Source organism: Maribacter polysiphoniae, from assembly GCF_003148665.1.
GTDB lineage: Bacteria > Bacteroidota > Bacteroidia > Flavobacteriales > Flavobacteriaceae > Maribacter_A > Maribacter_A polysiphoniae.
The window spans coordinates 1-26,613 of the sequence record NZ_QGGQ01000005.1; the positions used below are offsets into that span (position 1 = coordinate 1).

21 protein-coding genes are annotated in these 26,613 nt (G+C 42.5%); 4 read left to right on the forward strand and 17 right to left on the reverse strand.

Going from position 1 to position 26,613, the window contains the following annotated elements; genetic code table 11:
- The 3 genes from LX92_RS11830 to LX92_RS11840 form a co-directional block, all read right to left on the reverse strand.
- Positions 1–281, reverse strand: a 281-nt coding sequence (locus LX92_RS11830; protein WP_211315872.1) for a transposase, incomplete at its 3' end; no start/stop codon positions are given.
- 82 nt (positions 282–363) lie between these two features.
- Positions 364–1,725, reverse strand: a complete 1,362-nt coding sequence (locus tag LX92_RS11835) for an exonuclease domain-containing protein (RefSeq protein ID WP_109650827.1) — start codon at positions 1,723–1,725, stop codon at positions 364–366.
- Positions 1,726–1,912: 187 nt separating this feature from the next.
- Positions 1,913–3,406 carry an amidohydrolase family protein gene (locus LX92_RS11840; protein WP_109650829.1) on the reverse strand — a complete coding sequence of 498 codons (1,494 nt, stop codon included), beginning with the start codon at positions 3,404–3,406 and terminating at the stop codon, positions 1,913–1,915.
- Between the two features lie 78 nt (positions 3,407–3,484).
- Here LX92_RS11840 and LX92_RS11845 point away from each other — a divergent pair, with 78 nt between their 5' ends.
- Entirely contained in the window at positions 3,485–3,691 is a 207-nt protein-coding gene (locus tag LX92_RS11845; protein WP_109650831.1) for an LrgB family protein, read from the forward strand.
- A 127-nt stretch (positions 3,692–3,818) separates the two neighbouring features.
- Here the strand turns inward: LX92_RS11845 and LX92_RS11850 are convergent, their stop codons facing one another.
- From LX92_RS11850 to LX92_RS22435, 9 genes are all read right to left on the reverse strand, one after another.
- Positions 3,819–4,526: a hypothetical protein gene (locus LX92_RS11850; protein ID WP_109650833.1), complete on the reverse strand. Its 708-nt coding sequence runs from the start codon at positions 4,524–4,526 to the stop codon at positions 3,819–3,821.
- A gap of 197 nt (positions 4,527–4,723) precedes the next feature.
- A complete protein-coding gene (locus LX92_RS11855; protein WP_109650835.1) occupies positions 4,724–5,506 on the reverse strand; it encodes a DUF1828 domain-containing protein in 783 nt (260 codons plus the stop codon).
- Complete coding sequence (locus LX92_RS11860; protein WP_109650837.1) at positions 5,503–6,000, reverse strand: DUF6978 family protein; 498 nt, start codon at positions 5,998–6,000, stop codon at positions 5,503–5,505. Before LX92_RS11860 ends, LX92_RS11855 begins: the two co-directional genes overlap by 4 nt.
- Positions 6,001–6,228: 228 nt before the next feature.
- The gene (locus LX92_RS11865; protein ID WP_109650839.1) at positions 6,229–6,591 is read right to left on the reverse strand and encodes a DUF6567 family protein; all 363 of its coding nucleotides are present in this window, start codon (positions 6,589–6,591) and stop codon (positions 6,229–6,231) included.
- Positions 6,592–6,876: 285 nt separating this feature from the next.
- Positions 6,877–7,602, reverse strand: coding sequence for a hypothetical protein (locus tag LX92_RS11870; protein WP_109650841.1), 726 nt, complete (start codon positions 7,600–7,602; stop codon positions 6,877–6,879).
- Between the two features lie 24 nt (positions 7,603–7,626).
- On the reverse strand, positions 7,627–7,938 hold the full coding sequence (locus LX92_RS11875) for a hypothetical protein (protein ID WP_109650843.1): 312 nt from the start codon (positions 7,936–7,938) through the stop codon (positions 7,627–7,629).
- Positions 7,939–8,200: 262 nt separating this feature from the next.
- Complete coding sequence (locus LX92_RS11880) at positions 8,201–8,866, reverse strand: helix-turn-helix domain-containing protein (protein WP_109650845.1); 666 nt, start codon at positions 8,864–8,866, stop codon at positions 8,201–8,203.
- A 12-nt stretch (positions 8,867–8,878) separates the two neighbouring features.
- On the reverse strand, positions 8,879–10,819 hold the full coding sequence (locus tag LX92_RS11885; RefSeq protein ID WP_146197824.1) for a tetratricopeptide repeat-containing sensor histidine kinase: 1,941 nt from the start codon (positions 10,817–10,819) through the stop codon (positions 8,879–8,881).
- Positions 10,820–10,896: 77 nt separating this feature from the next.
- Positions 10,897–11,055 carry a hypothetical protein gene (locus LX92_RS22435; RefSeq protein WP_170117840.1) on the reverse strand — a complete coding sequence of 53 codons (159 nt, stop codon included), beginning with the start codon at positions 11,053–11,055 and terminating at the stop codon, positions 10,897–10,899.
- A gap of 385 nt (positions 11,056–11,440) precedes the next feature.
- Here LX92_RS22435 and LX92_RS11890 point away from each other — a divergent pair, with 385 nt between their 5' ends.
- Positions 11,441–12,160: a hypothetical protein gene (locus LX92_RS11890; protein WP_109650849.1), complete on the forward strand. Its 720-nt coding sequence runs from the start codon at positions 11,441–11,443 to the stop codon at positions 12,158–12,160.
- A gap of 87 nt (positions 12,161–12,247) precedes the next feature.
- Here LX92_RS11890 and galB read toward each other — a convergent pair whose 3' ends face one another.
- Entirely contained in the window at positions 12,248–14,989 is a 2,742-nt protein-coding gene (gene galB, locus LX92_RS11895) for a beta-galactosidase GalB (RefSeq protein WP_109651313.1), read from the reverse strand.
- A 117-nt stretch (positions 14,990–15,106) separates the two neighbouring features.
- Positions 15,107–17,056: a sialate O-acetylesterase gene (locus LX92_RS11900; protein ID WP_109650851.1), complete on the reverse strand. Its 1,950-nt coding sequence runs from the start codon at positions 17,054–17,056 to the stop codon at positions 15,107–15,109.
- 381 nt (positions 17,057–17,437) lie between these two features.
- On the opposite strand from LX92_RS11900, the gene LX92_RS11905 reads away from it, so the two are divergent.
- The gene (locus LX92_RS11905; protein ID WP_109650853.1) at positions 17,438–18,469 is read left to right on the forward strand and encodes a LacI family DNA-binding transcriptional regulator; all 1,032 of its coding nucleotides are present in this window, start codon (positions 17,438–17,440) and stop codon (positions 18,467–18,469) included.
- A 27-nt stretch (positions 18,470–18,496) separates the two neighbouring features.
- On the opposite strand, the gene LX92_RS11910 is transcribed toward LX92_RS11905, so the two are convergent.
- The 3 genes from LX92_RS11910 to LX92_RS11920 are packed head-to-tail and all read right to left on the reverse strand — an operon-like array spanning position 18,497 to position 24,200.
- On the reverse strand, positions 18,497–19,930 hold the full coding sequence (locus LX92_RS11910; protein ID WP_109650855.1) for a DUF1593 domain-containing protein: 1,434 nt from the start codon (positions 19,928–19,930) through the stop codon (positions 18,497–18,499).
- Positions 19,931–19,957: 27 nt separating this feature from the next.
- Positions 19,958–21,919 carry a sialate O-acetylesterase gene (locus LX92_RS11915; protein ID WP_109650857.1) on the reverse strand — a complete coding sequence of 654 codons (1,962 nt, stop codon included), beginning with the start codon at positions 21,917–21,919 and terminating at the stop codon, positions 19,958–19,960.
- 10 nt (positions 21,920–21,929) lie between these two features.
- Positions 21,930–24,200 carry a glycoside hydrolase family 3 C-terminal domain-containing protein gene (locus LX92_RS11920; RefSeq protein WP_223308280.1) on the reverse strand — a complete coding sequence of 757 codons (2,271 nt, stop codon included), beginning with the start codon at positions 24,198–24,200 and terminating at the stop codon, positions 21,930–21,932.
- Between the two features lie 223 nt (positions 24,201–24,423).
- Here LX92_RS11920 and LX92_RS11925 point away from each other — a divergent pair, with 223 nt between their 5' ends.
- A complete protein-coding gene (locus tag LX92_RS11925) occupies positions 24,424–26,595 on the forward strand; it encodes an alpha-glucuronidase family glycosyl hydrolase (RefSeq protein ID WP_109650859.1) in 2,172 nt (723 codons plus the stop codon).
- Positions 26,596–26,613 lie beyond the last annotated feature (18 nt).

A 26,613-nucleotide genomic window follows, 5' to 3' on the forward strand; every position in this document is an offset into this window, starting at 1 on the left:
TTTACAAGTTCCGGTTCAAAGCTGCTCTGCCTGTCCTGGGGCGTATCGATGTCGAAGGTGCCGTAGCCGCTCTTGATCGTCTTCTTGCCCTTGCCGTTGCGTTTGTTGCCCTTGGTCCTTTGAACTTCGTTCAAATGCCCCTCCATCTCGGCCTCAAGGGCCTTTTCGATCACGTTCTTCAGCATTGGGGCGAAAGCACCTCCTTTACCGAAAAGGTTCTTGCCGGACATGAACTGGTCAAGCACCTTCTTTTCGAATTCTGTTTGTTCTTCTTTTCTCATGATTCTGTCTGAATAAAATTAATACTTAAATTTATTTCAGACAGAGTTCAGTTTACACCCTCAATAATCCATTATTTAAACTTTAGAGAACTTTGATGCATTCTGGGTTTTTCTTAATGTATCCATGTAAGATTCTATTAATATCCCTATTATCTTTCTGCGCTACAATTCCCTCCAAATAATCATTTACCGAAAATGTCTGTTTCTTTTTCTTAAGATAGCCATACCCTTTGTATAAATTATTCAAAACCAAAACAAAAGAAAACTCTTCTTTCCTTTTCCCTTTCTCCTTAATTACAAAATTATCGGCCTGGAAGCTAACTGATTGTATTGCCTCTTCCACTCTTTTATTATACATTTCAATAGCTTCACTATCTCGGCAAACTCCTTTGCATTTCTTTATTTGATAATCAAAACAACTACTGACATTTGTTTGTAGATTACAATATTTAGGACATAATTCAAATTGTTCGCATAACCGTTCTAAAAAACTTCTTGCCTCAGAAATGGAATAAAATTTCAGTATCGGACTAGGTGTCAATTCTAGTGTATTCCATGCTAAATGCATAATGCCTTTTTTATCCTTATAGGTAATTAATCCACAACCTAAACTTGTCCGTCTCTGTGCTCTATTATATTTTGGAAGTATGTTTTTTATCTCTGCTGATTCTAAAAGTAATGCTAATAGCTCATTACCAGTTTCCGTATAAGTAATATTGGCAGTGGCCATGCACATATCTACCTCTTTCTTCTTTTTATCATGGAAATGACTTAATACACGCTTCTTAATATTATTGGATTTGCCGACATAAATAATTTTTCCCGCTTCATTCCAAAAATAATATACTCCGTGTTTTTCGGATAAATTATCGAAAACCTTTTTAGGTAATAGTGGAGGCAGTGTAGCTCCTCTTGAACTAGGATTTAGAAAAGAACTAATTACACTATTGGATTCTGCTTTGTCTAGGTTCAATAATTTTTTAAATAGTATTACCGTAGCTTCTGCATCACCTCTAGCGCGGTGTCTATCTGTATTGGAAATTCCTTCGGAAATACATAAATTACCAAGACTGTATGATTTTTTATTTGGCAATAACTTTCTTGAAAGGCGAATAGTACATAGTTTTTTTCTTCTGTAATCCAATCCTAATTCTTTAAACTCTTTTGCTATAATTCCATAGTCGAAATTAACATTATGGGCTACAAAAATGCAGTTCTCAGTTATTTCATATATTTTTTTTGCTACTTCATAAAATTTAGGAGATTCTCTAACCATCATATTATCTATGCCGGTGAGACCTATAATTCGTTTAGGAATATGGCATTCAGGATTAATAAGCGTAGTAAATTCATCTATAACGTGAATTCCATCAAAAATAAAAATACTTATCTCCGTTATTTTTACTCCTCCATTAGTCTCTATATCTATGATGGCATATTTCATATTTGCATAACAGCTACACTAATCATGTTTCGGTAAAAATAGAAATATTAATTTTCCCATGCTTCCCTAAAATATTTTGCATTTAGGTTTATAATCATCGTTTATTTGAACTTTTATTCCCTCCCGATAACTATCGGGATTATCGGGAGGGACCAGGGCTTTTCATGGGAGGTTTTGTTGTAGCCGGTTATTCCTTGACTTCTAGATCTTCCCTTTTTATGATCTTACCTCCAATAACAACCTTGTCTATAGCATCATATGCTTCAATATCCATTAAAGGGTTTTTGGCCATCATAAGTAGATTGGCTTTTTTTCCGATAGCCAATGAACCGAGGGAAGAATCTAAATGAAAGGCTTTGGCATTATTAATTGTAGCGGATGCAAGAATCTTATTTAAAGGCACTTCTGCTTTTTTCATTAATTTAAGTTCCCAATATCCATTATAACCAGGTTGATTGGTATAAATTGGACCAGATGGAGTATCTGTGCCAAATAGAATTAGACCGTTATGGTCAGAAAGGTATTTTAAAACTAGCATGGCATGAGCCTGTATATTGCCATAGATTTTATGTACCTCTTCTACATTGGATTCACCAAAAAGGTCTTTGGCGAACCATTGTGCTTCTTCCGTTTTATACCATTCAAGTAAATTTTTAGGAATCACCTTTTTTAAGGCAGGCTGATTAATGAATACCGTATCAACCAAAGCGCCCTCTCCTTCAATGACTGTTAAGGTGGGCGTGTAGCCTATTTGTTTTTGAATTTGTAAATCCAACGTTTCTTTTATTTCTAATGGAAGCGAGTCCGTTGGTACATCTTTGTATTTTTCCCAGTTCCATAGTCCGTGCGCTAAAATATCTACCCCTACGTCAGTCAAAAAGGAATGTCCTGCAAGTGAATTTGCGTGAACCGTTAGCACTAGTCCATTTGCGTGTGACTCATTAAGTAACCCAGTCATTATACTTTTGGTTGGCAAGGGTAAATTGGACATGCGTCCAAAACCTGACTCATAATAAGATTTTACGGCAATAGCCCCGGAATTTTTAATACGCTTAACCACCGCTTTGGGTGTATGGTCGGCTGGCTTATATTTATCTGGAATATGCTCCGCCTGACTCTCCACGTATATGAAATTTGGCTCAATTTCAAATCGATATTCTTCAGGTGTATAAATCATGGGGTAACCATTTGCAATCGCAGCGCCTGAATATCCAACATGATATAAGTCGGGTGTTAATGGTTGTATGTTAAAAGAATTGATTCGTTCATCTGATATACCCCCAAGATTAATGATCGTGGTAAAGCCATAGTATAAATAACTTCTAGGCATTTGGTCATTGAATTCTTTAACTAGATCAGGGTACTTTTCCTTATGGTGTTGAAGCATTCCCTGTACTTCCGTCATATGAACATGACTGTCGATTAACCCTGGGATTATGAATTTTCCAGTTCCGTCGATCTGTTCAAATACTCCGCTTATACTTGGCTCATTTTTGCCCACATAAACGATTCCATCTTTTTCAATCACTAAATGGCCTATATAAGGGCTGTAAGTGCCATCTTCTGTTGAGATTATGGTAACATTCGATATGTATACACCTTCCTTAAGATTCAGTTGTTCATTATTGTCTTGACAAGAGAATAAAAAAGTAGCAAGGAGAATAGTCAGTAAATTTTTCATTAATCAACTTCTTTGGTTCTTTAACCGAAGACGATTGTATTTTAAGATTGTTACAGCTATTGGAATTTTCAGGGTAGTATGCTATATTTTGAGTCATTATTGGCTAAACGTAATAGTCCGTTTGTAAGCTTCCACAGGGGCGCCGCAAGTCATGGTCTTGGAACGGCCCAAGCCATGGCCATAAGTCAACGGTTTGGCGCGTATTCCAGTGTGGGACGTATTTTGAACGGACTGTTTACAGCCCTATTTACGCCTATTATCTTGGCGCTGCTTGGGTTACTATAGTAAGGGGTGTTGTTGGCTCCATGCTATGGTTTACCACTTCAAGAGTGGTAAAAAAAAGGTTGTGCCTATGGTGTATACGTTGTTGGCACGAGCAGGATGCTCGCGCCAGCGGGGGATTATTTGATTTTTAAACGAGGTGTTTTAGAGAGTTGTTAATTAATGTCCAATTAAAATTTTTTACACTCAGGTCCTGATTTATATTTAAAAATCTATCCCTATCTAAATTATAAAGGGTGTAGATTGAAAATTTTTGTCCGTCATTTGTCCGTCCAATAATGTTGTGAACAGTCTTGTCATCGGAATAAGAATAGTAGCTTAGTTTTTTCGAATTAAATATACCCCAACTATCCTTGGTTTCGTAGCAAATATGTTGAGTCAATAAATTGAATTCAAAAAAGGTGATTCTTTTTGGACATTTCATTATAATAATGTTTCGGTTTATTAATTGGAAATTTTCAAAGGCCAGATTACCATTGCAAAATATGTCTAAATAATCCTTAATATATGATTCCAGTTTATCTTGAGATGTTTTTGAGATTATATACTTATCCCCAGTTTCAAAATCGAGCTCCATTTTTTTTGTTGATGGATATCTTTCCAGACCATCACTTTTTTCATCATATTTGTCCAAGATTTCAAAACCAAAAAAGTTGTCCAAAACATAACCAATTAACCAAATAGGAGTAAAAACCCATGTTCTGGGATGAAAAAGTTGTGGCTTGGACATATTTATTAGACTTCGTATAATTTCCTTGAAATCTTTGATCAGGGTATACAAAAGTCCAACAAGAAGTAAAACGAAAACTATAGCAAAAAGATATAATACTATTTCCACGTTTTTATCTTTAAAAAGTAGTTATATAGTATAGTAACGCATGAATTTTGCTTTCTGTCAAAATATTTGCTAAATCCTTTTTTTTCTTTTCCTGTCCAAAGCAACCTCGACCCTTCGGGGCCAAAGATTTTGCGGACTTCATAAAAATGCACAGACCTTTCGTTGTTACCTTAAACTTCGTTTTTGTAAGTAGTGCTTTAAGCGACTAGAAGGTCCTTATTAGCTCTAGTATCTCTTTCTGACCATAAAATATAACTTGCACTCTTTGACTTTAAAGCATCAAGGAATTCACTTTTAACTCGCTTCTCTGAGTCATTTATAATAGCAATTGCACGCACATCTTTTTTAGTTGATTTCTCTCGTACGGGTTTAATATCTTCCCAAGAGAATAGAAAAGTGGATAGATTTTGTTTGTTGACTGTATTAAATGATTTAATTACGATTTCTTTACTTTTTTGAGCTATTTGAAAATCAAAATTAAATTCTAATCCAGTTGCACCCTTAGAGATGAAATCAGGTGTGTATATAATATTTTGAGAGTCAAGATAATTTCTAACGTCTTCTTTGAAAATAGAAGCAACATTGTTTTTCGATAGCACGTAAAGATCATTTACTTCTATTATAGCTTGTAAAAAATTATGTTTAGACTGAGAAAAATTTTCCAAATTTGTTTCTACAAGAATTTCATTATTTACACAATTTAAGCCATAGCTTAGAAGAATAGAGTCTAATAATTCCTTTCTTTTTTTTGAACCTTGGATATGAAGACCTTGTAATTCTAGATTCGCCATTGTTTCGCCATTATCACTCAGGGTTAATTGGTCTCCATGCTTTCTAGCATATATCTCTATTGTGTCATTAAAAGCCCCCAGGAAAGGAGTGTTAATCAGGAACCAATCGGTTGTAGAGCCTTGCTGGATAAAAGTTTTTTCTCTTAACCACTTATAATAATCATCTACGTATGTGTTAACCCAATTCACAATATTGCTTGTTGAATGTTAATTAGAGATTTAAGATTTATTAACCTTGCGAAATTAGTTATTAAATCAGACAAGTCTGAAGCATCATTTATTTCTTTGATTGGAAAATCAGTATCCGCTAAGGGAATCGCCCAAGCAAGGGGTTTGTAACCCTCCACAAATACGTGCATATGATGGTCTTCTGGTTCAAACCATTTTCCAACGTACGGTATAAGGTCCTCTGGTAGAGTATCCTTGATTCCTGTTGGATTCTGATGAGTTCCTTTAAAATCTATTCGTAGAAGGCCTACAAAAGTGTTGCTTTCTAAGTGATGAATAGAGGTTTTGAGTATAATTTTTTGGTTAGAAGTCATTTCCACCCAAAAATTTCTTTCAGAGTCTTGATGCGAAACTAATTCCAACCGATTCTTTTTGTTTTTTAAATCAATTGTCTGATGAGGGTCAGCCAAGACTTTTTCAAGTTTTATTAAATATTCTGCTTTTTGGTTAGTCAATTTTATACTTTTTAATATTACTTAAAACAAAAGGCTAAACGTAACCAGGTACGTTTATTCCATTTTTACTAGTATTAATTTAATGTGTTCTTGATTTTTTCAAAGTGCTAGTTGCGACAGGTTAACACCCCTAAATTTAAAAAACAAATATTAAATAGAGCTAGTATTCAGGCTTTCAAATAGGGTTTGTTGGCCGTCATATAAATAAAATGTTATGGGCTGGTTGTATTAATCCGTGAATTCTACAATATGTCCCGAAACCGTTACCTTATAAAGTCTTACGAAAGGGAAAAAGGAGTGTTTGACTTCAACGGTCTCATTAATAATTGCTTTTGAACTGCCAATAATATTAGCATTAGAAAGCATCTTCGCTTTAGCTTCGGCTACTAAAGCTTTTTTCGATAACCCTCCAATTCCTAGGATATATCTTGTTTGGGCTTCTCCTTGTACACGTTCGATAATTTTGTAGTTCTTTTTAGACAAAACGACTTCTGTGGTATGATTGTTCCTGTTTGTCGTTAATCCGTTGTGTGAAGCACAACTTGTAAAAAGAAGTGTTGCTAAGAATATTAAGCTTATTGATTTTTTCATTTTTTATTTGGCTTTTTTGTTTTGCCGTGTTTGGAATAGTGGTAACTGTTACCACATTTAATTTTTTGTAAGTTGGTACTGTATTTCAAGAAGTGTTGTGGAGCATTGGGGTTTTTTTCTTTTGTTTCATTTTTCAGTTTCGGTTTTTAATCTTGCCCATAACATTTAGACAATATGTTTCAAAATGGATGTTTTGCAATTAGTTTTTTGCGACTACGATGAATAGTTTTTTGGAGCGTGGTCATTCGATAGAAATGGCTACATTTTCATCCCATTTTACCAGCATTACCCCTCCTCAAAAAAGAACTCGTGCAATTCTATTAGGCTGCCCCGTTTGATCTGTACCAGGTCTTTGGTGGCTTTTAAGAATATACCAAGGGAGCGTTCGTTGTAGATAAACTTCATGTCATCGGAATAGTCCGTTACCACGTACATGTCTCCAGAGAGTTTATAAAAGGGGATGGCCATCTTGCTTTTGACCCGTACCCCTTTGTTGACGATTTTACCTTGGGTCAATGTTTCCTCGACATGTGTGTTCACCCATTCCCCAGAGGCGACCCGTACGTAGGCGACCATCATTCTCGTCCATTCGGGTTTGTCTATCAAAAACCATTTGATCTTATTGAAATCGATACCGTATTCGTTGATCCAACCATGACTGGTAAAACCCAACAACACCTGTTTTTTGCCATCCAATTCCGGATTGTCGGCGGGTATGAACTCCTGTATTTTAAAGGTAATGACAGAGGTTGAGGACATGTCTTTCAACTTTTTGCCATCAAAATCCAAGGTTTTTAATGAAAAGCTGGTCATTTCCGGGTTATTGGCCAACAACCATTCGGTAGCGGTAAGTTCTGCCCGTTCCTTCATTTGCTCTACTGCCGCGACGCCAGCGCCTATGGCCGCCAAAGCGCCGACAGCGCCTGCGACCACGGCACCATTGTCTTGGGCATGGCTGTGTTTAGGTAGCATTAGGGATATAATCGTCAGTAATGTGATCAGTTTTTTCATAGGTATATATAATTGTAACATCGGTTAATGGTAGGGGTAATTGCGGCGTCTGTCGTGCCGATCGCCCAGTTCACTTTTTCGTTTTCGGTCCTGTTCGGCCTGCCATTTTTTACCGTGCTCCAATATTTCGGCGTAGGTCATGGTATCCAAAGGCACCTCCTCGAACTCCAGTCGTACCAACGTACCGGCGAGCAGCAAGAATGAAGGGGGATCGAGTTCTTCCTTAATCGCTTCCAAATCGGTTTTGTAGCTTTCTTTACTGTAGTTCCGTTGCATTGGGGAAGTACAGGAGAGTAGTATGGTAGCGACCCCAACTAAAAGAAGTTGTTTTTTCATGATGATGGGTTTGTTTTGGAAGCCTAAAAATAGGACCATAAAAAATGGATCCCTTACAGATTTCCGTAAGGGAATTAAATTTGTTTGTTATAGGATGTCAAATGGGGGATGGGTTTTTTGTCGACTACCCTTAAAAATTGTTGGGGAATAGGTCGTTTCCCGTTTTCGGTTTAAAAATCGATGACCGCGAAAATCAATAAGATCTAATTAAGCCCAATCTTGCAAGTGGAAAGAATGAATTTAAGGTAAGTATGGCCTTACTTTAAATTCTACCCTGTTTAATGAGTTTGGCGATAAGGTGGTGGGTGTTCTTGGCCCCGAACTCATCGAACAACCGACTTACTTTCTTGTCGATGGTGCTTTCGCTATTGGGGGAGATGTTCTTTGCCCTGAGTCGGGCCGAAATCTCCTTTTTAGTATAGCCCTCGGAAAGGTCCTTTAAGATCATAAGGTCGTATTTGTCCATCTCAATGATACTATTGGCGCCGTTCAGATTGATCTGGGGCGAGACATAGGTCCTGTTCTGCCGTACTTCCTGTAGGGCATCGATCAATTCGTTAAGGCTATTTCGGCCTTTACAGACATAACCGTTTATCTTTTGATCGGTAAACAACGGATTTATTTCCACAGGGTTGTCGACCATGGAGTTGACAATGACCTTGACATTGGGGTCTATTCCCCGAACCGCTTCGATAAGGGCCTTGCCCGAGGTTAGCCTGCGGTCTACATGGCTTTCCTTAAAATAGAGGTCCGTAATCAATAATTCATACGGTTCCCCATTCATAAAGGCTACCTTAAAGCGGTTGTAGGCCTTATCGCAATACAACTCCTCTTGTATGCTTTCGATATGGAATCGGTTTTCAAGGGCATCGACAATACCTTTATTGGTGTCTTGGAAATCTTCGGCAATCAGTATTTTTTTGAACATGGTCTGCACTTTTTAATTCGGAATTTCAATAAGGGCCCTAAAACCATCGCCCTTATCCGAATCAAAATTAATGGTTCCATTTATAGTTACAATACGCTTTTCCGTAATCCAAAGTCCATTTTTATTTTGTATGGCCTCTTTGGTGACACCCACCCCATTGTCCTCGTAATCGACCTTCAGTTTTTTCTTGGTTTGCCCAAAATTGATGGAGACCAGGGTGGCCGAACTGTGCTTCTGCATGTTCGTCATTAGTTCCTGAAGTACTTTGTACAGGGTCTTCTTTGTCAAGGCAGGAATCGTGTCCCAGTTGATTTCCTTGCTTCCCGTAACGATCAACTTGGTGGTCGTACAATACATGCCCAACATGCCAAAGAGAAATTCCTTAAACCGGGGCCCGGTATCCACATCGTTGATTTTTCGGGAGAAATTCCGGCTTTGGTTGTACAACACCTCGACAACATCAAGAACCTCATTGGGGTCAGATCCATTCTGCAGCATGAGCATGGCATGGTTCAGTTTTCCCCCAAAATCATCGTGTAATTTTCTGGAGAGTGCCGCTTCGGTCTCATAGGTGGCTTCCAATACGGCGATCTTGTTCTTTTGTTTTAGGCGATTGGCACGTTGTATAAAATAATAGCCCACAAAACCAGCGGCCAATATAACCAGCACCAGACTGGCATAGGAGATGATTTTTTGGTTACGGGCCTTGGCAACCTCCAAGGCACGCTCGGCATTTTCCTTTTCCAACCGCAAAATGGATTCTTGTTTTAGGGTATCGTCGTACTTGTATTTGGCAAATTGGGTCTTTACCTTCAGTTCTTGGGCATAGAGACTGTCTTGCAGAAAAACATAACGATCTCGGAGGGCTACATTATCGGGTGCGAGTTGCATTAAGTGCTTTAGAGCGTCCTTTTCGGCCCTGGGGATATTCAGGGTTTTCGAGAGTTGGATAAGGGAATCAAAATAGGTTCTGGCCTTGGTATGGTCCACGGTGCTATAGTATTCCCCCAAATGGGTGTAGCTTGCCAATTGCCCTCTTTGGTCCTTTATTTCCCGGCGTATACGTAAGGGATACAGGAACGCTTCTTCCTGTATGTTTTCGTGTAACGACCATTGGGCAAAAGCGAGATTGTCGAGGACACGGGCATATTCGTTTTTACTTTTTTGCAATACCGAGTCCCCCGCAATCTCTTGCAACAGGGCAACGGCATCATGGTATTTGTGGTCATCGATATAGGTCGTGGCCAAATTGTTTTGGTAGATCAGTCGGTCCCGGTCCGAGTCCGTCATGGCAATGGCCTTACGATGATATTTTATCGCATCTTCGTAATTCAATAATTTCCGATGGTCCGTCGCAAGCACATTGTAGGCTGCGGAAACGTATTTGGAATCCTTGCTTGCATCCAAATAGTGCAATGCCTCGGTAATGGTTTCCTTGCTGCCGAAAAAATCGTTGTGGTTTTTTTGGATGACCGCCATGGAATGCAGTATTTTCCCCACCCTGCTGCTATCGTGTACCCTTTTTTTATAGTTCTTGGCCTGATTGTAATGGTAGAACGCACTATCGGGCTTATGGGCAAAAAGATCATTGTAGTACGCCATGAGATAATACTGTCGGCCTAGGATGTCGTTGTCCTCGATCTTTCCGGCATGTTCGATAAGACGACTGTTATAAAACCGGAGACTGTCGTATTCCCCACGTAAAAAATGAAGCAGGTTTTTTTGATATAGGACCGAGGAATATAGGGTGTCCCTGTTGCCGTTCCGCAAAAGGCGGTAGGATTTGTTGGCCGCAGTATACCGGGTTTCCAGGGGGGCATTTTTGTCTTTGGAAATAGTATAATAAAAATGGACACTATCGTTGGCCACCGCTGTTTTTGAGGCATTGTCCCGGTGATTTTCCGTGCAGGAAACCAACAATGCGATACAAGCTAAGAACAGAAACCTTTTCAAGAAAATACTTTTGCTTTAAAAGTATTCAAAATTGGGCTATACCCCAACGGTATAGCCCAATTAAATAATGATCTCTGTTATAGTCCTTCCGGTGGTGGTGGCGGAATGTCGCCATCATCGCCTTCAGCGGCCTGCATATTGTAAAGTGCATCCGATTCGGCAACGGAATCGGGCTTACAGGAAAAGAAGACGGTATTCATGGCGATGACCAGTATGGCTATGAGTATTTTTTTCATGAGAATTGATTTAAGATTGGACATACCTATGGCTGTCCGAGTTATTGTTTCAGTGAATTTTGCGATGATCGATCGCTGTAAACTTTGAAGGGATACCCCTTCTGTGTGGGAAGTGGAAATCGGAATGCGGTAGGATCCAACCTACTTCCCAATCGGGCCAAACACTGACCGCATCATCGATTTCCGAACGAATGGGTTTTCTAGAATTGCGATGTTAGCAAAGCATCGCTGTAACCATTCGATGAACAAAGTAAATGGAAGGGGGTGGTAGCATTGCAGACAGGTACCCGACTTGTTTTAGACAGTTTTTAGACACCAATGAAACCAACGGGTTGTGGCGTTTTTTGTGGAAATTTGTCGGTAGGAAATTTGTACTTTTAGGGCGATGGACGAAATTAGGATAGAAGAAATTGTACGCAGGGTATTCGATAAGGCGAAATTCGGATGTGTTTCGCATTCCCGATATGCGTTGTCCAAGTATGTAAGCGAGGTTATTGGACTCAGCTCTAGAACCCTGGAAAGGGCCTATGATCGCTATATAAACGGGGATTTGGAACAGGGTAGTCCAAACGCGGACACTGTCGATTTTTTATGCGGTTATCTAGGCTATGAAAATTATGCCGAATATGTGAGTAAGAATGCCTTGCCCATCAAGGGATCGGAGGATGGGGCCCCTGGTAAGGGGGGCGTTCAAATGAAATGGATCCTGTACTTGGTCGGTATGACCTTAGTGGTGTTTTTTATTACCTCCCTATTTCGGATGAATCAAAAACCGCAATGTATGACGTGGGTCAAGACCCACTATGAGGAAGTCTCGTGCAATACCGAACCATCCATGGTAAACGGAATGGCCGTGGTGCCCTACGACAAATCGAAAATCATGAACTTTAAGAAGGTTGAGGTGACCATGTCGACCCCATTTTTTTCTGAAATCACCAATCAACCCCTAATTTGGTACCATAAAACCAAGGAAGGTGAAATCGAGTATTTCACGGCACCTGGACTTCATCCCGTAACCGGGAAAACCCTTGATGAGATTACACCCTATATGATACAGAAATATGTGCCCATGCATACGAATCATGAGGAATCCTTTTTAAAGTAAGACGCATCCGTAGGTCAAAAGCGCTATAAGACCCTTGGTTTTTGGAAGGGAATGGGGTGGCCTCCACAACACCGTGATTTTTGGGTGCTACCTCTTTTTGGGCACCGCAGTCAATGTTATTTGTGATGCTTTTAATCCATCGGATTCCATCTTTACCGTGATTTTTCCGGTTTTCCCGGGAATGGAACGTACAACAACCAAGGCCGAACCATTAAAGGCTTTGCGTTGGGTTGAAGGGAATTCCGTCATATCGGTAGGGTCCCCATTATCAGTGGCTATGATTTCCCCTGGCCCTTCAATCCCAAAGGCTATGGGATTATCGGCTGTCGGTACGATCAAACCATCGGTATCGGTTAGTTGTATGGTGATAAAGGAGAGGTCCTTTCCATCGGCATTGATTTCATCCCGATCGGCAACAGCGACCATTTGGGCAGGTTCCCCCGTGGTTTTTACGGTTGCTTCGGACCAAACGCTTCCTTTTTTATAGGCAATCGCCTTTAATTCCCCCGGTTGGTAGATAACATCATCCCATCGCAAACGATAGGCATAAGCTGCTTTTTTCTTGCGGCCCAACGATGTTCCATTTAGGAAAAGCTCAACTTCATCCCCTGAGGTAAAAACATGTACAGGGGAGGTCTTGCCTATGCGGTCGGGCCAATTCCAATGGGGTAATATATGCACCATGGGCAGATCGGGACGCCATCTCGATTGGTATAGGTAATAGCGGTCTTTGGGAAAGCCTGCCAAATCAATGATCCCATTGTACGAACTCCTTGATTCATAATAGGGGGTGGGTTCGCCGAGGTAATCAAAACCCGTCCATACAAATTCACCGGCGGAGTAGGGATGCTTGTCCAGGGAGGCAAATACCTTATCGGCACTCGATCCGAAATCAACGGCATAAAGTTCGTAGGCACTGACCTGTCTGATGTTGGAGTCACCTCCCATACCATCGCGGATCGGGGAGCTGGTCAAATCGGTTACGGGAAACAAATACACACCGCGACTGCTGGCGGCAGAGGCGGTTTCGCTACTTAGAATCACTTTGTTGGGGAATTTTTCGTGAAAGGGTCCGTATTGGGGTTTGGTCTTTATCCGATTGGTTACGGTATCAAAAATGGGGTCTTGCCGAATGCCTTCCCCCTGGTAGTTGAGACTGATGACATCCATTGCCGTGGGGAACGGCATATCTGATTTTGCCCAATTCATGGCACTGGTCGTTGGCCGGGTGGGGTCCTCGTCCTTGATGATATCGGATAAGGTTTTGCCTAGGGTAGCACCCTCAATACCGGTATATTGTTCCCCAACCTCGTTGCCGTAACTCCATATCACAATGGAAGGGTGGTTTTTATCGCGGCGTACCATGGCACGGGCATCGGCTTCGTACCAGTCGGGGAAAATCAAATGGAAATCGTGGGGTGTCTTCTTTCTCTTCCAGGAATCGAACACTTCATCAATCACCAAAAAACCCATTTTATCGGTTAATTCCAGCAGCTCAGGGGCAGGCGGATTGTGGGCCATTCTGATGGCGTTGACACCCATTTCCTTTAAAATGTGGAGTTTACGTGTTGCGGCACTGACATTAAAGGCAGCGCCGAGGGCCCCTAGGTCGTGATGCTCATTGACCCCTTGTAGCTTGATTAATTCGTTATTGACCAAAATCCCTTGATTGGGGTCAAATTTTATGTCCCTAATGCCGAAATCCGTTTTATAGGTGTCAATGCCTACCCCGTTTTGGGAGACATGGGTAATGGCCCTGTAAAGATGGGGTGTCTGTGTAGGTGGAGGTCCCCAAAGTCTTGGGTTTTCCAGGGTTGTAGCCGTGTTCAACGTTGCAGTGTTTCCGGCTGGAATCTTGGTGGTTACTTTTTCCGTGGCAGCTGTTTGCAACCCGATGGTTCCATTGTTGATGGGATAGATCTTTGTGATGGTCTCAATTTCAGTATCGGAATCTGATCGGTTCACTACATGGACTTTAATTCCGATTTGGGCCGAGGCTTTGGACACCTTTGAAGTGGTGACGGTAGTTCCCCAGTGGGCAACATGCACCTTGTTGGTTTTGGTCAGCCATACATTGCGATATAGGCCACCGCCAGGATACCAACGGGCAGAGTGGTTGGGGTTGTCCAAGCGTATGGCCAACTGATTGATGCCTTCAAAATTGATATGGGGTGTTAGGTCTAATCGAAAGGAGTTATAACCATAGGGCCACCCGCCCACCAAATACCCGTTTAACCAGACCATGGCATAGGACATGGCCCCGTCAATGTCTAGATAAATAACTTTGTCTTGCTCGGTTTTAGAAATATTGATTTGTCTTCTGTACCAGGCAATGCCGTTACTGGGCAAACGCCCCATACCACCACCGACGTCAGGGTTAGGGCCTTCTTGGAACGGCCCTGCAATCGCCCAATCGTGGGGCAGGGTTACGTTTTCCCATCCGCTGTCATCATAACTCGATTGCACCAAGGGGAAATCGCTACCTGGGTGCCCCTCGGGACGTACATGATGTTTCAATGGGTCTTTTATATAAGGATTGGCTGTGGGTAGAATATAAGGTTTTAAGGCTTTCTTGGAGGCTTTGAGTTGCTCTGCTTCCGTTGCAGGTGTGTCCGCCGCTTTGGTATCATCCACCGTTAGAATTTCAGGACGGACATCATAAAACATGCTATCCGCAACCTCTGGGGATCCATATTTCATAAACTTCCAACCCTCATTGATTGAAATGCGCTCCCGGGTAGGGGATTCCTGTTCCCTACAGGAGAAAAATAAACCGAATAGTAGTACAAAGGGTAAGATCCTTCGTGCTGATAAATAGGTAAAGCTCATGGTTATATGCAATTTAGCACTTGATTTTTTAACTAAAACCGGTTTTCTCCCGTGGCTGGAATAGGTTGCATGGGACTTTCGGTCCCCATCCAATAAAAGGGGGCTACGCCTTCAAAATCATTGATCAAAGGTGTATTTTACCCCTTTTGTGGTCAAATCCCAGGTATCGGTTCTAAATGGCGCCGCCGGGAATTTTTCCTTATTGTATAAATTGCCTTCACCGGCATCATCGGCCCATCCATACCGTACGGCAACAGGTTTCAAAACGGCCTCGGAGGAAACGATCACCTTATCGTCTTTAATGTATGCCTTTGCATAATGGAATACCCTATCAGGCCCTGCAACCTCAAAACCTTTGAGGTAGCCATATTTATCAGGCGTCATCAGTCCGCTGCCATTGGTGTCGAAGGAAAGGATGATGTGTTGGTCCTTTACGGCCATGCCCTTATAGGTCGGTCCCTGGAATACAACATCCTTTTGGTATACGTTGTGTAAGGCTATGGCCGCCAACCGAAGTCCCACATCCTGTTTGTTTTTCGGATGGATATCCTTGGCATTGCCAATATCGGTGGTAACACACATACCGGTATGGGCGACCTCCAATGTTTTTGTTTGGGCCTCCCTGAGTTCTGCCCATGTGCTTCCACTATTGCTGTTTCCTTTAAACTCATCAAAGCTGGAGAGTTGAACGAAATAAAAAGGAAAATCACCCTGGTCCCATTTTTTTCTCCAATCGTTTATCATTAAGGGGAATGCTTTCGTGTATTGTTCGGCCCGGCTGACATTGGATTCCCCCTGATACCATAAGACGCCTTGGAAGGCATAAGGGATCAAAGGGTTGATCATGGCATCGAATAAAAGGGAGGGATAAGTATTTGGGGAGATACTACTTTTTATATCCACCACGTTGAATTTCCACGGACCCGATAGTGGAACGGTGGAGTATTTTAATGTAAGTTTTAGGTTTGAGGGATCTCCCCATATACCACCCCCACCCGTACGGTCGGTAATACGTATGGCAATGGTGTTTTGTCCTTCCTTGAGTACTTGCGCGGGAATTTCATACGTTCTAGACACATCATAACCGTCCGTGGTGCCTACTTCAATACCATTGATATAGGTCACATCCTGATCGTCGATTTGAGCCAGTTCCAAAAGGGCACCATGTTGGGCGTCCTCTGGGGATAGTAGAACGGACTTACGCATCCAGACAGTGCCATCCAATCCACTTAATTGTTGGTTTTCCCATAATTCGGGGGCGTTCATTTCGGGCCAACCCGTATCATTGAAGGTCGGTTCCTTATACGATGTTTCGTTAATACGGTCTACCGATACACCTTGTAATTCCTGTACTTTATCCTTTAAGGATTGCATTTTGGATGCCATGAGAAGGTCCATGTCTACATTGGGCATGTCAGCAATCATCTCCTTAAACTCCCTACTGTTTTGAAAGGCTTCCCTACTGATCCATGTCTCTACGCAAGTGCCTCCCCAAGAACTGTTGATAATGCCGATGGGGATTTTTAGTTCGGCATATAATTTCTTGGCAAAGAAATAACCCACAGCCGTAAAATCGCCTACTGTATTGGAGTTGCATACGTCCCAGTGACCGCCCTTTAAATTGGATTGGGGTGTTGAGGCCACATCCTTTTCAACCAAAAACTGGCGTATCATCGGAAAGTCGGCATCATTGATTTCCTTTTTGGCATCCATGGCCCGGGCAACAGTGAATTCCATATTGGATTGTCCGCTGCAGAGCCATACTTCACCGACCAGGACATCGGTTAGGACAATGGTGTTTTTGCCTTTGATCGATAGGGTATAAGGGCCTCCGGCTATCTCGGGTTTCATATGTACCGACCATTTTCCGTTTTTATCGGCCTTGGTCTTTATCGTTTGTCCATGGAATCGGATTTCGACTTTCTCGTGCGCATCGGCCCACCCCCATACGGGAATGGGTTTGTCTCTTTGCAATACCATGCCATTATCGAACAACAAAGGCATTTGAACATTGGCATTGGCATATAGGCCAAAGGCTAGAAGGAGGATTATGAATTGTTTTTTCATGTGATTGGTTTTTATAATGCTAAATATGATGTTCAATGTATTGTAAGAATCTGCACGCCCTTTGGTGTTCCGTCTCTATTGGACTATACGTCCATCATTTTCAACCCTCTCGGGCATTATGTAAATTTATAACGCAATCGGTTGCTTGTCCTTTTAAATTTTTTTACCTTATGAAATGGAAATCCATCGCCATGCATAAACGGTAATCGAAATCCAGCCCTGTCTTTTAAAGTTAAAAAGGCGTTTAAAGTTAAAAATATAATTTGTTTTAAAGCTGTATATTTGGATTTTACTTTAATCATTTAGGGCTTGGTTTTGAATCGAAGAAGAATGACTTTCCAAAGAAAATACTGCATTGCCTAAATTGAATTATTGAATACGATGAAAAAGCCTAAAAAAGAAGTTACCATATATGATATTGCCGAAAAACTGGGTCTAGCCACATCAACAATTTCGAGGGCACTGAAAGATCACCATAGTATTGGCAAGAAAACTACCGAAAAAGTAAAAAAAGCTGCCGAGGAAATGGGGTTCCGTCCCAATATCATGGCCGCTAGTTTGCGAAACAAAAAAACGAATACGATCGGTGTTCTGATCCCTAGGATCAATAGGCCATTTATGGCTTCATTGGTTAGTGGTATCGAAGGGACCTTACAGAAAAAAGGTTATAATGTGATCATCATCCAATCCAACGATTCTTATGGGAATGAGGTGGAGATGATGAAAGTCCTCTATAACAATAGGGTGAGTGGGGTTATTTGTTCGGTAGCCATGGAAACAAAGGAAAATGACCATTTTCAGCAGTTTATAGAGAAAGGTGTTCCGATAATTTTTGTGGATAGGACGCCCAAGGATATTGCTTGTACCCATATCACCATTGATAATTATGCGGCGGGCTACCAGGCCACCGAACATCTTATAGAACAAGGGTGTAAACGCATCGCCCATTTTTCGGGATCGAAATTCAGAATGGTGTACAGTGAACGGGAAAGAGGGTATGTAGATGCCTTAAAGCATCACGGTTTAAAGGTTGATACCGATTTGATAATACCCTTTAAAACCTTGAGTTACGAGGAAGCCGAAACGGTCACCAGTGACTTGCTAGACTCCAAAAATCCACCAGATGGTATTTTTGCCTCCAATGATACCACCGCTGTGGCTGCGATCCAAGAGGCCAAGAAAAAAAATGTGAAAATCCCTGAAGATCTGGCGGTCATCGGATTTAACAACGACCCCATATCGAAAATCGTTGATCCCGCATTGTCAACGATAGACCACCCCGCTTTTAAAATGGGGGAAACGGCGGCAGAGAAAATCCTAAGTCAGTTACAAACCACGGTGAACAACGATTTGAAGGAGTTCACGGTATTGAATACCGAATTGATCATACGGGAATCCTCAAAACGCAAATAAAACCACCTTATCTTTTTAAAAGACCTGTTATTTAGGTACAATGGTCACAATGATCCTTTTGTATCGCGTAAGGGCCGGAGTGCCTTTATCGGTCAGTTTAAGGATAAAATGCGCGGTCTCTTTCTTGTCCACTACAGGAGCTGTGATATACGCTCCATGCGCGTTTTCCGCCCCATTGATCTTTATTTCTTTCTTATAAGATCCAGCCTCGGGATAATTGAACCACAGAAAACTGAGATTGTCCCCATCGGGATCGGTTGACTGACTGGCATCCAAACCAAAACCTTCGCCGGATTTTACGGTGATATGTTCGGGATGGCTTAGTACAGGTACCGGTGCATGGTTGGCTTCGTTGTACGAACTTAGGCACCAATCCATACGTGCGGCAAAATCATTCTGGAAGTCCTCCCGCCAGCGGGCAAGGGTTATCTTGAAATCGTTGAATGTAACGGTATCCTTCTTTACGGCCCTACCGTATGCGCTGGGGATATATGGGGTATAGCGATCGTTGGCATTCGTCCATATTTCCCGGGTCTCCGGTGCAATTGGGACAATGGAGCCCCCTTTTTTTGTCTTTGAGAAATCGGGTTTATACAATTCGTATCGCCCTCCCCAAGCACCCCAATCCGGATGTTCCGGACTGTTGAGCCCGTTCGGTATCAAGGATAGGAATGAAGGTGTGTCACCTTCAACACCCCATGAAACATCGGGATATTCAGCCCCTAGGGGGCCATGACCCTGTTGTATGTTCTCGGCTATCCAGGTGTTGGTGATTACGTCATTGTTCAAGCCTTTGAAGAAGCTATTGATGCCCGTCCATGTCGCGCTGGCATAATGATCGCCCGGACTCACAACAAAGAAGAGATCGGGAAAATTGTCACGAATCCAAATACCACTGTCGTCCTGATCGGAAATGGTGTAAACCCTTAGTTTTGAGATCAGTTTTTTGGCTTGTTTTTTAGACTTTGTTTTTTGGATCTTGTAAAGCGATTGTGCTAGGGTGTTTACACCGCCCCAAGTCGATATCCATAGGGGGCGATCATCATCTTCCTCTAGGATTTTAATGATCCAATCAGACCCTTCTGAATCCTGACCTTTGCCAACGCCGAGCATGCCATATTTGGGTAAGCCACTTTTTACCAGGGAAAGGAGTTCTTTCTCCGACGGAAATCCCGTTTCGTGTTTTTCAAGGTTGGGTTGTACTTTTCCGTAAGCGTGTATGACCTTTTCAATGAATTGTGGGTCAACACTTGTTTTGTGCCAACAGGAGGTCGTGGCGACCATCCCTTTGATATCCATTTGGTTCGAATACAATAATAAGCGCACAAACGATTGGGTGTCATCGGGGTCAGCCTCGATATCTGAAAGTATAATGACCCTGCTTTTCTGATGGGTCTGGGCTGTAAGCGATTGTAGACAGGACAATCCTATGATTGTGGCAAAAACGAAAAGAATTCTCATGATTTTGATATTGGTTTTACTATTTACTTATTGTTCCTCAATGCGAAAAGGCGATGCCGGCAAACCTTCCTTGTTATATAAATTCGGATTGTCCGGATTGTCCGCCCAAGCATAACGTACGTACTTCGGTTTGGGAATGTCATCACTCCATACAACGACCTTATCCCCTTCTATTTTGGCCTTTGCCCAAATAAATTGCCTGTCTTCACCGGCGATGGCGAATTCACCCAAGGCTTCGTTGTCATTCGTGGTTAACCCACTGCCGGTATGATCGAAGGAAATGATCACCTTGTTCCCTTTTATTTCATGTTCCCGGTACAAAGGACCCGAATATACAAGGTCTTCGTTATAGGCTAGTTTTAATCCGGCTAGCGCCATGCGCTCCCCGACATCCTTTTTATTGTCTGGGTGGATATCGTTCCATTCCCCTAAATCGATATTGACCGTCATGGCCGTGTTGGGAACCGAAAGCGCCTTGAATTGTGATTCCCTCAGCTCGGCCCAACCACTTTCACAAGGCAAGTACGATACCTCCATGAAATTGGGAAGCTGTGCATAGATAAAGGGTAGGTCAGGGGTATCGAAGGCCTGTCGCCAACTCCCTATCAAAGCGTGCATATACCCTGCGTATTTTTCGGGTTGTCCGGCATTACTTTCTCCCTGATACCAGAGAATGCCTTTTAGGGGGAATTGCGTAAAGGGGGCGACCATGGCATTGAATAGGGCAGTAGGTTCATTCTGTGGGTTTATTTTTCGAATAGCAGTGTCCTCGGATTTTTTTGAAGAGGTTGATCCTTGGGGTTTGAATACCTCCCCAACTTTATAATCCCAATACCCTTTGAGGTCGACCGTATCCTTGTCGGTGAAAATACAGTAGGGTTTTACGGTGACAAAACCACCTTTGTGATTATAGTTGGTAACCCGTATCACAAACGTATTTTTACCGGCTTTCAGAAGGTTTTCAGGAACGGTATAACGTCTTTGTGGATATTGATAGGTCGTTTTTCCGACCATTGTGCCATTAATGTACAGCTCATCCGCATCAACGATACGTCCCAGAAAAACACGTGCTTTTTTCCCTGCCATGGATGGGGGAATCTCGATTTCCCTGCGGTACCAGACCACGCCATTCAGGTCTTTGATGCCTTGGTCTTCCCAATATCCTGGAATATTGATTTTTCGCCAGTTTTTGGGTGTAAAGGTTAGGTCGTACCAAGTTTTTTTCCCGCTTAAGCCCTTATCCAAAGGGGTTGGGGATGATTCCTCATCCTGCTTTGGGAATGCTCTTTTTTGACGATTGACAAAGGCCGTATCCTTATTTTCCACAATTATTTTCTGGATATTGGGGTAGGACTTGAATCCCTCTTCAGCGATCCAGGCTTCAATGGGTGTGCCCCCGACACTGGCGTTGATCAACCCAATCGGGATATGGTATTTTTCATATATTTTTTTGGCAAAAAAGTAGGCAACTGCCGAGAAAGGCCGTACTTCCTCACCAACGGCCTTTTGCCAATTCCCGCCTTCCAAATCATCCTGAACCCCCGATATACTGGTTGCCCTAGGTACTGCGTAATGCCGTATCCCTGGATAATTGGCCGTCTTTATTTCATCGGCATATCGCACATCATGGATATTCAATTGATGTACCATGTTCGATTGCCCAGAGCACAACCAAACATCACCGATCAGGATGTCCTTGATTTCGATACGGTTCTTGCCGGAAACGATCATGGTATATGGGCCACCAGCCTTCATTTTGGGCAATTTCAAATTCCATGTGCCATCATTCGTAGCCTTGGTCTTGTATTGCCGGTTGTTGAAATGAACGGTTACTTTTTCATTGGGACTGGCCCAACCCCATACAGGAATCTTTGTATCCCTTTGTAATACAACGCCGTCACTTATTAATTTAGGGAGTTTAACCTGGGCAATTAGCGTATGGGATAGTAAGAATGCCAATGCGACAATTAAAACCTGTAATCTGTTCATTGTACTATAATTAGTTTATGGTAATTGTTGTTTTGTCCATTGTTGGGGCACCCAATTCAGAACTTCGTTTCATCGGACTTGAACCGCCGATGTATATGTTGAACTCACCCGATTCTATACTTCGCGAACCGTCATTGTGAACGATCTTGAAATCTTCCGGGGTCAATTCAAATGTCAGGTTCGTAGCGATACCGGGTGCCAATGTGATTCGCTTGGTACGTACAAGTTGAAAATTGGGAACGGCGACCGTTGCTTCCATATCCGATACGTATACCTGAACCACTTCATCGGATGCTACGTTGCCTGAATTGGTAACCTTGACCTCGACAGTAAGGTTTTCTGTTTTGGCGATTGAAGGGGACGACGCTTTTATGCCATCATAGTTGAATGTTGTATAGCTTAAGCCAAATCCGAACGGGTACATGGGATCCTCATCCATATATTTATACGTTCTTCCCTTCATGGAATAATCATCAAAAGCAGGTATCTGGTCCAAGGATTTAGGGAATGTAATAGGGAGTCTTCCTGAAGGGGATATCTTTCCGAAAAGAATATCCGCAACCGCCGTACCTCCCTCTTCACCGGGGTACCAGGCAAATAGGACAGCATCGGACAAAGCCTCCACTTCTTGAAGGTTTATGGGACTTCCGCTTGTTATTACCGTTACGATCGGCTTTTTGTCCTCAGGATTTTTGTCCGCTCTTTCCCTTAATTCCCTTAAATATGCAATTTGGTTCTCTGGCAGGTCATAATCCAATCTATCTCCGGCGGTATTGGAATCCAAGGAATCCCCCTCTTCACCCTCGATTTGACTGGAGACTCCCAAGACCACTATGGTGACATCACTGTTCCCTGCATGTCCGGTAGCATAATTAATGGGGTTTATCGATGGTTTATTGAGCATGGCCCCCAGGCGATACTGCAATTGACTGGTCGGACGTATTGCGGCGCTGATACCTTCTAGGATGGTCACCATATTGGGGTTGACACCATAATAATTACCTAAAAGTATTTCCACACTGGCGGCATTGGGGCCTGTTACGAAATATTTTGAAAGATCGTTTCGTAAAGGCAGCACACCATTATTTTTTAAAAGCACCATGCTTTTTTGGGCGACTTCCTTGGACAAGGCCCTATGGGCTTCGCTATTGACCACATCAAATGGGATGTTATCATAAGGATTGCTTCCTTTGGGATCGAACAAGCCCAGTTTAAACCTTGTTTTCAATACGATGGCCAATTGCGCATCAATGTCCGCTTCGGTTATCAATCCTTCCTTAACGGCATCACCCAAAGAGGAATAGGTACTTCCGCAGTTAAGGCTGATACCGCTTTTTATGGCCAAGGCGGCGGCTTCGGCGGGTGTTTTAACCCGGCCATGCCCCCCTTCGTTGGGTTGTTTGTATAAATCGACCAAAGCACCACAATCGGTAAGGACATGTCCTTTAAAATTCCATTCATTCCGTAAAACATCGGTAATGAGATAGTTGTTCGAACAACAAGGCTCACCGTTTGTACTGTTATAAGCGCACATGACTGCTTCAACATCCACATCGACCAATGCCTTAAAGGCTGGCAGATACGTTTCCCATAAATCCTTTGGACCCACTTCCGCATTGAATTGATGCCTCATTTTTTCCGGACCACTGTGTACGGCGAAATGTTTGGCACAGGCAGCGGTTTTTAAATAATCCGGGTTGTCACCCTGTAGCCCTTTTACAAAGGCTTGTCCTAAAATAGCCGTCAAATAGGGGTCTTCCCCGTATGTTTCTTGGCCGCGCCCCCATCTAGGGTCCCTAAAGATATTGATGTTAGGGGTCCAAAAGGTTAATCCATTATATTGTATGTTGTATCCTTTTTCGTTCGTGGCATTGTATATGGCCCTTGCTTCATCAGAAATGGCCGAAGACACCCTATAGGCCAAATCGGCATCAAAAGTGGCCCCTAGGCCAATGGCTTGTGGAAAGACCGTTGCGGCCGTAGAACGGCCCACACCATGAAGGGCTTCATTCCAATAGTCGTATGCGGGAATGTCCAAGCGTTTGATTTCCGGCGTGCCATTCATCATTTGGCCGATCTTTTCTTCAAGCGTTAATCTTGACAGTAAATCCTGTACCCGTTCATCCAAGGAAAGCGAAGTGTTACGAAAGGCCAGTGTGTCACTTTGTTGAACACCTAAGTTGGGGGTTGTTACCGAGGGATCGTTCTTTTTGTTCCCACAAGCGCCCATACCTAGAATGAGCAAGGCATAAAACACGGTTTTTACGATTCGTTTTTTCATAATTGTTGGTTGTTTTGGTTACGTTGTAATTAGCGTTTATAAAGTTAATTCACTCAAATATTTTTAATTTTAAATGGATTGTCATAGTTTTACGCAACCGATTGCAAATTATGTAATATTTCTTATTTCCACAATTATTATGGAAAATATTATGAAATAATCATTTATGATCTGAATTAGTTTAGAATTGGTAATAGGTGTAAAATTAGCTGAATTGAGTCTTATGAAGAAATTAGATTTTAGAAAGTATTGTGTCGTATCGCTATTCCTACTTGTATCAGGCTTAAATACCTATGCCAATGATGGTTATAAATTGTGGTTGCAGTATCGTCTGATAGGGGACGAGGCCTTGCGACAATCGTATCAATCGAATATACAGGAGGTGGTTCCGCTAGGGGATTCCAAAACCATTGAAATCGCCTTGCATGAACTGCAGGTGGGGTTAAAGGGCATGTTGGGGCCAGGGTATTTGTCCGTCGACAGGGAATCTATAAAAAACAGTCTGGTTTTCGGACGAAAGGAAAATCTACCCCAAACGATCATCGGTTTCTTTGATAAGGGGTACCATCAAATAAACGAGGAAGGTTTTATCATTAGATCCATTACTGTAAAAGGGAAGAAACAGCTTGTGATCACGGGAAAAACCGATGTGGGCGTCTTATATGGGGTGCATCATTTTTTAAGGTTGTTACAGACAAATCAAGCCATTGGGGAACTGAACATCGTGGAATCCCCAAAACTGAAGGTCAGGGTACTGAATCATTGGGATAATCTGGATCGAACCGTGGAAAGGGGGTATTCCGGTGGCTCCATTTGGGATTGGCACCGCTTACCCGATTATATCGACCAACGGTATATCGATTATGCACGGGCCAATGCATCCATAGGGATCAATGGAACCGTTTTAACGAATGTGAATGCCAATGCACTCATTTTAACCCCACAGTATATAGAAAAAGTAAAGGCCTTGGCCGATGTGTTTCGGCCCTACGGCATCAGGGTGTACCTTACGGCCCGGTTTTCGGCCCCTATGGAGATTGGTGGACTGAAAACGGCGGACCCCTTGGATGCCGGGGTTATTTCCTGGTGGAAGGGGAAAGCAGCGCGTATTTATGCTGAAATTCCCGATTTTGGCGGATTTTTGGTAAAGGCAAATTCCGAAGGACAACCAGGACCCCAAAATTATGGGAGAAATCACGTTGATGGGGCCAATATGTTGGCCGATGCCGTAGCCCCCTTTGGAGGGATTATTATGTGGAGGGCCTTTGTATATGCCGAAAATTCATCGGATGATAGGGCCAAGGAAGCTTATTCCGAATTTGTCCCGTATGATGGTCAGTTTAAGGATAATGTGCTTGTGCAAGTAAAAAATGGTCCCATCGATTTCCAACCTCGGGAGCCTTTTCACCCCATGTTCGGGGCCATGCCCAAAACGCCTTTAATGATCGAGTTTCAAATCACACAGGAGTATTTAGGTTGTAGTACACATTCCGTGTTTCTTTCCACCCTGTTTGAGGAGGTGTTAGAATCGGATACGTACAGAAAAGGTAAAGGTTCTACGGTAGCCAAGGTTATTGATGGGTCACTATCTAATAAGAAATTAACGGGAATGGCCGGAGTGAGCAATATCGGTACGGATAGAAACTGGACCGGGAATGTGTTTTTACAGGCCAATTGGTATAGCTTTGGCCGTTTGGCATGGAACCCGTATATGAAATCCGCCGACATAGCGGACGAATGGATAAGAGCTACTTTTTCCAATGACAAGGCCTTTGTGCAGCCCGTAAAAGCCTTTATGCTGCAATCAAGGGAAGCCACGGTAAATTATATGACGCCATTGGGCTTACACCATATTATGGCGGCAGGGCACCATTATGGCCCGGGACCATGGGTCGATATTTTCGAGAGGGCGGAATGGAACTCGGTTTATTTTCATAAGGCCGACACTTTGGGTGTTGGATTTGATAGAAGTACTACAGGAAGCAATGCCGTAGGCCAATATGCCCCTGAAGTGGCCCGTATGTTCAATGATATCAATACCTGTCCGGAAGAATATTTATTGTGGTTCCACCATGTACCTTGGAATTATAGGTTAAAGAACGGGCAATCGCTCTGGAATGGGATGGCATTAAAATACCAAGAGGGTGTTGATACGGTGGCGGCTATGGTCAAAACATGGAGTAGCCTAGAGGGTTATGTGGATTCCCAACGTTTTAACGAAATGAAAATGTTATTGGACATTCAATATAAAGAGGCAAAATGGTGGCGGGATTCCTGCTTGTTGTATTTTCAGCGATTTTCCAAAATGGAATTGCCTGAAGGGGTTGAAAAACCAACCCGGACATTGGAATATTTTCAATCCCTGGAGTTTCCTTTTGCACCAGGACATCACTAAAAAATAAAGTTTACAATA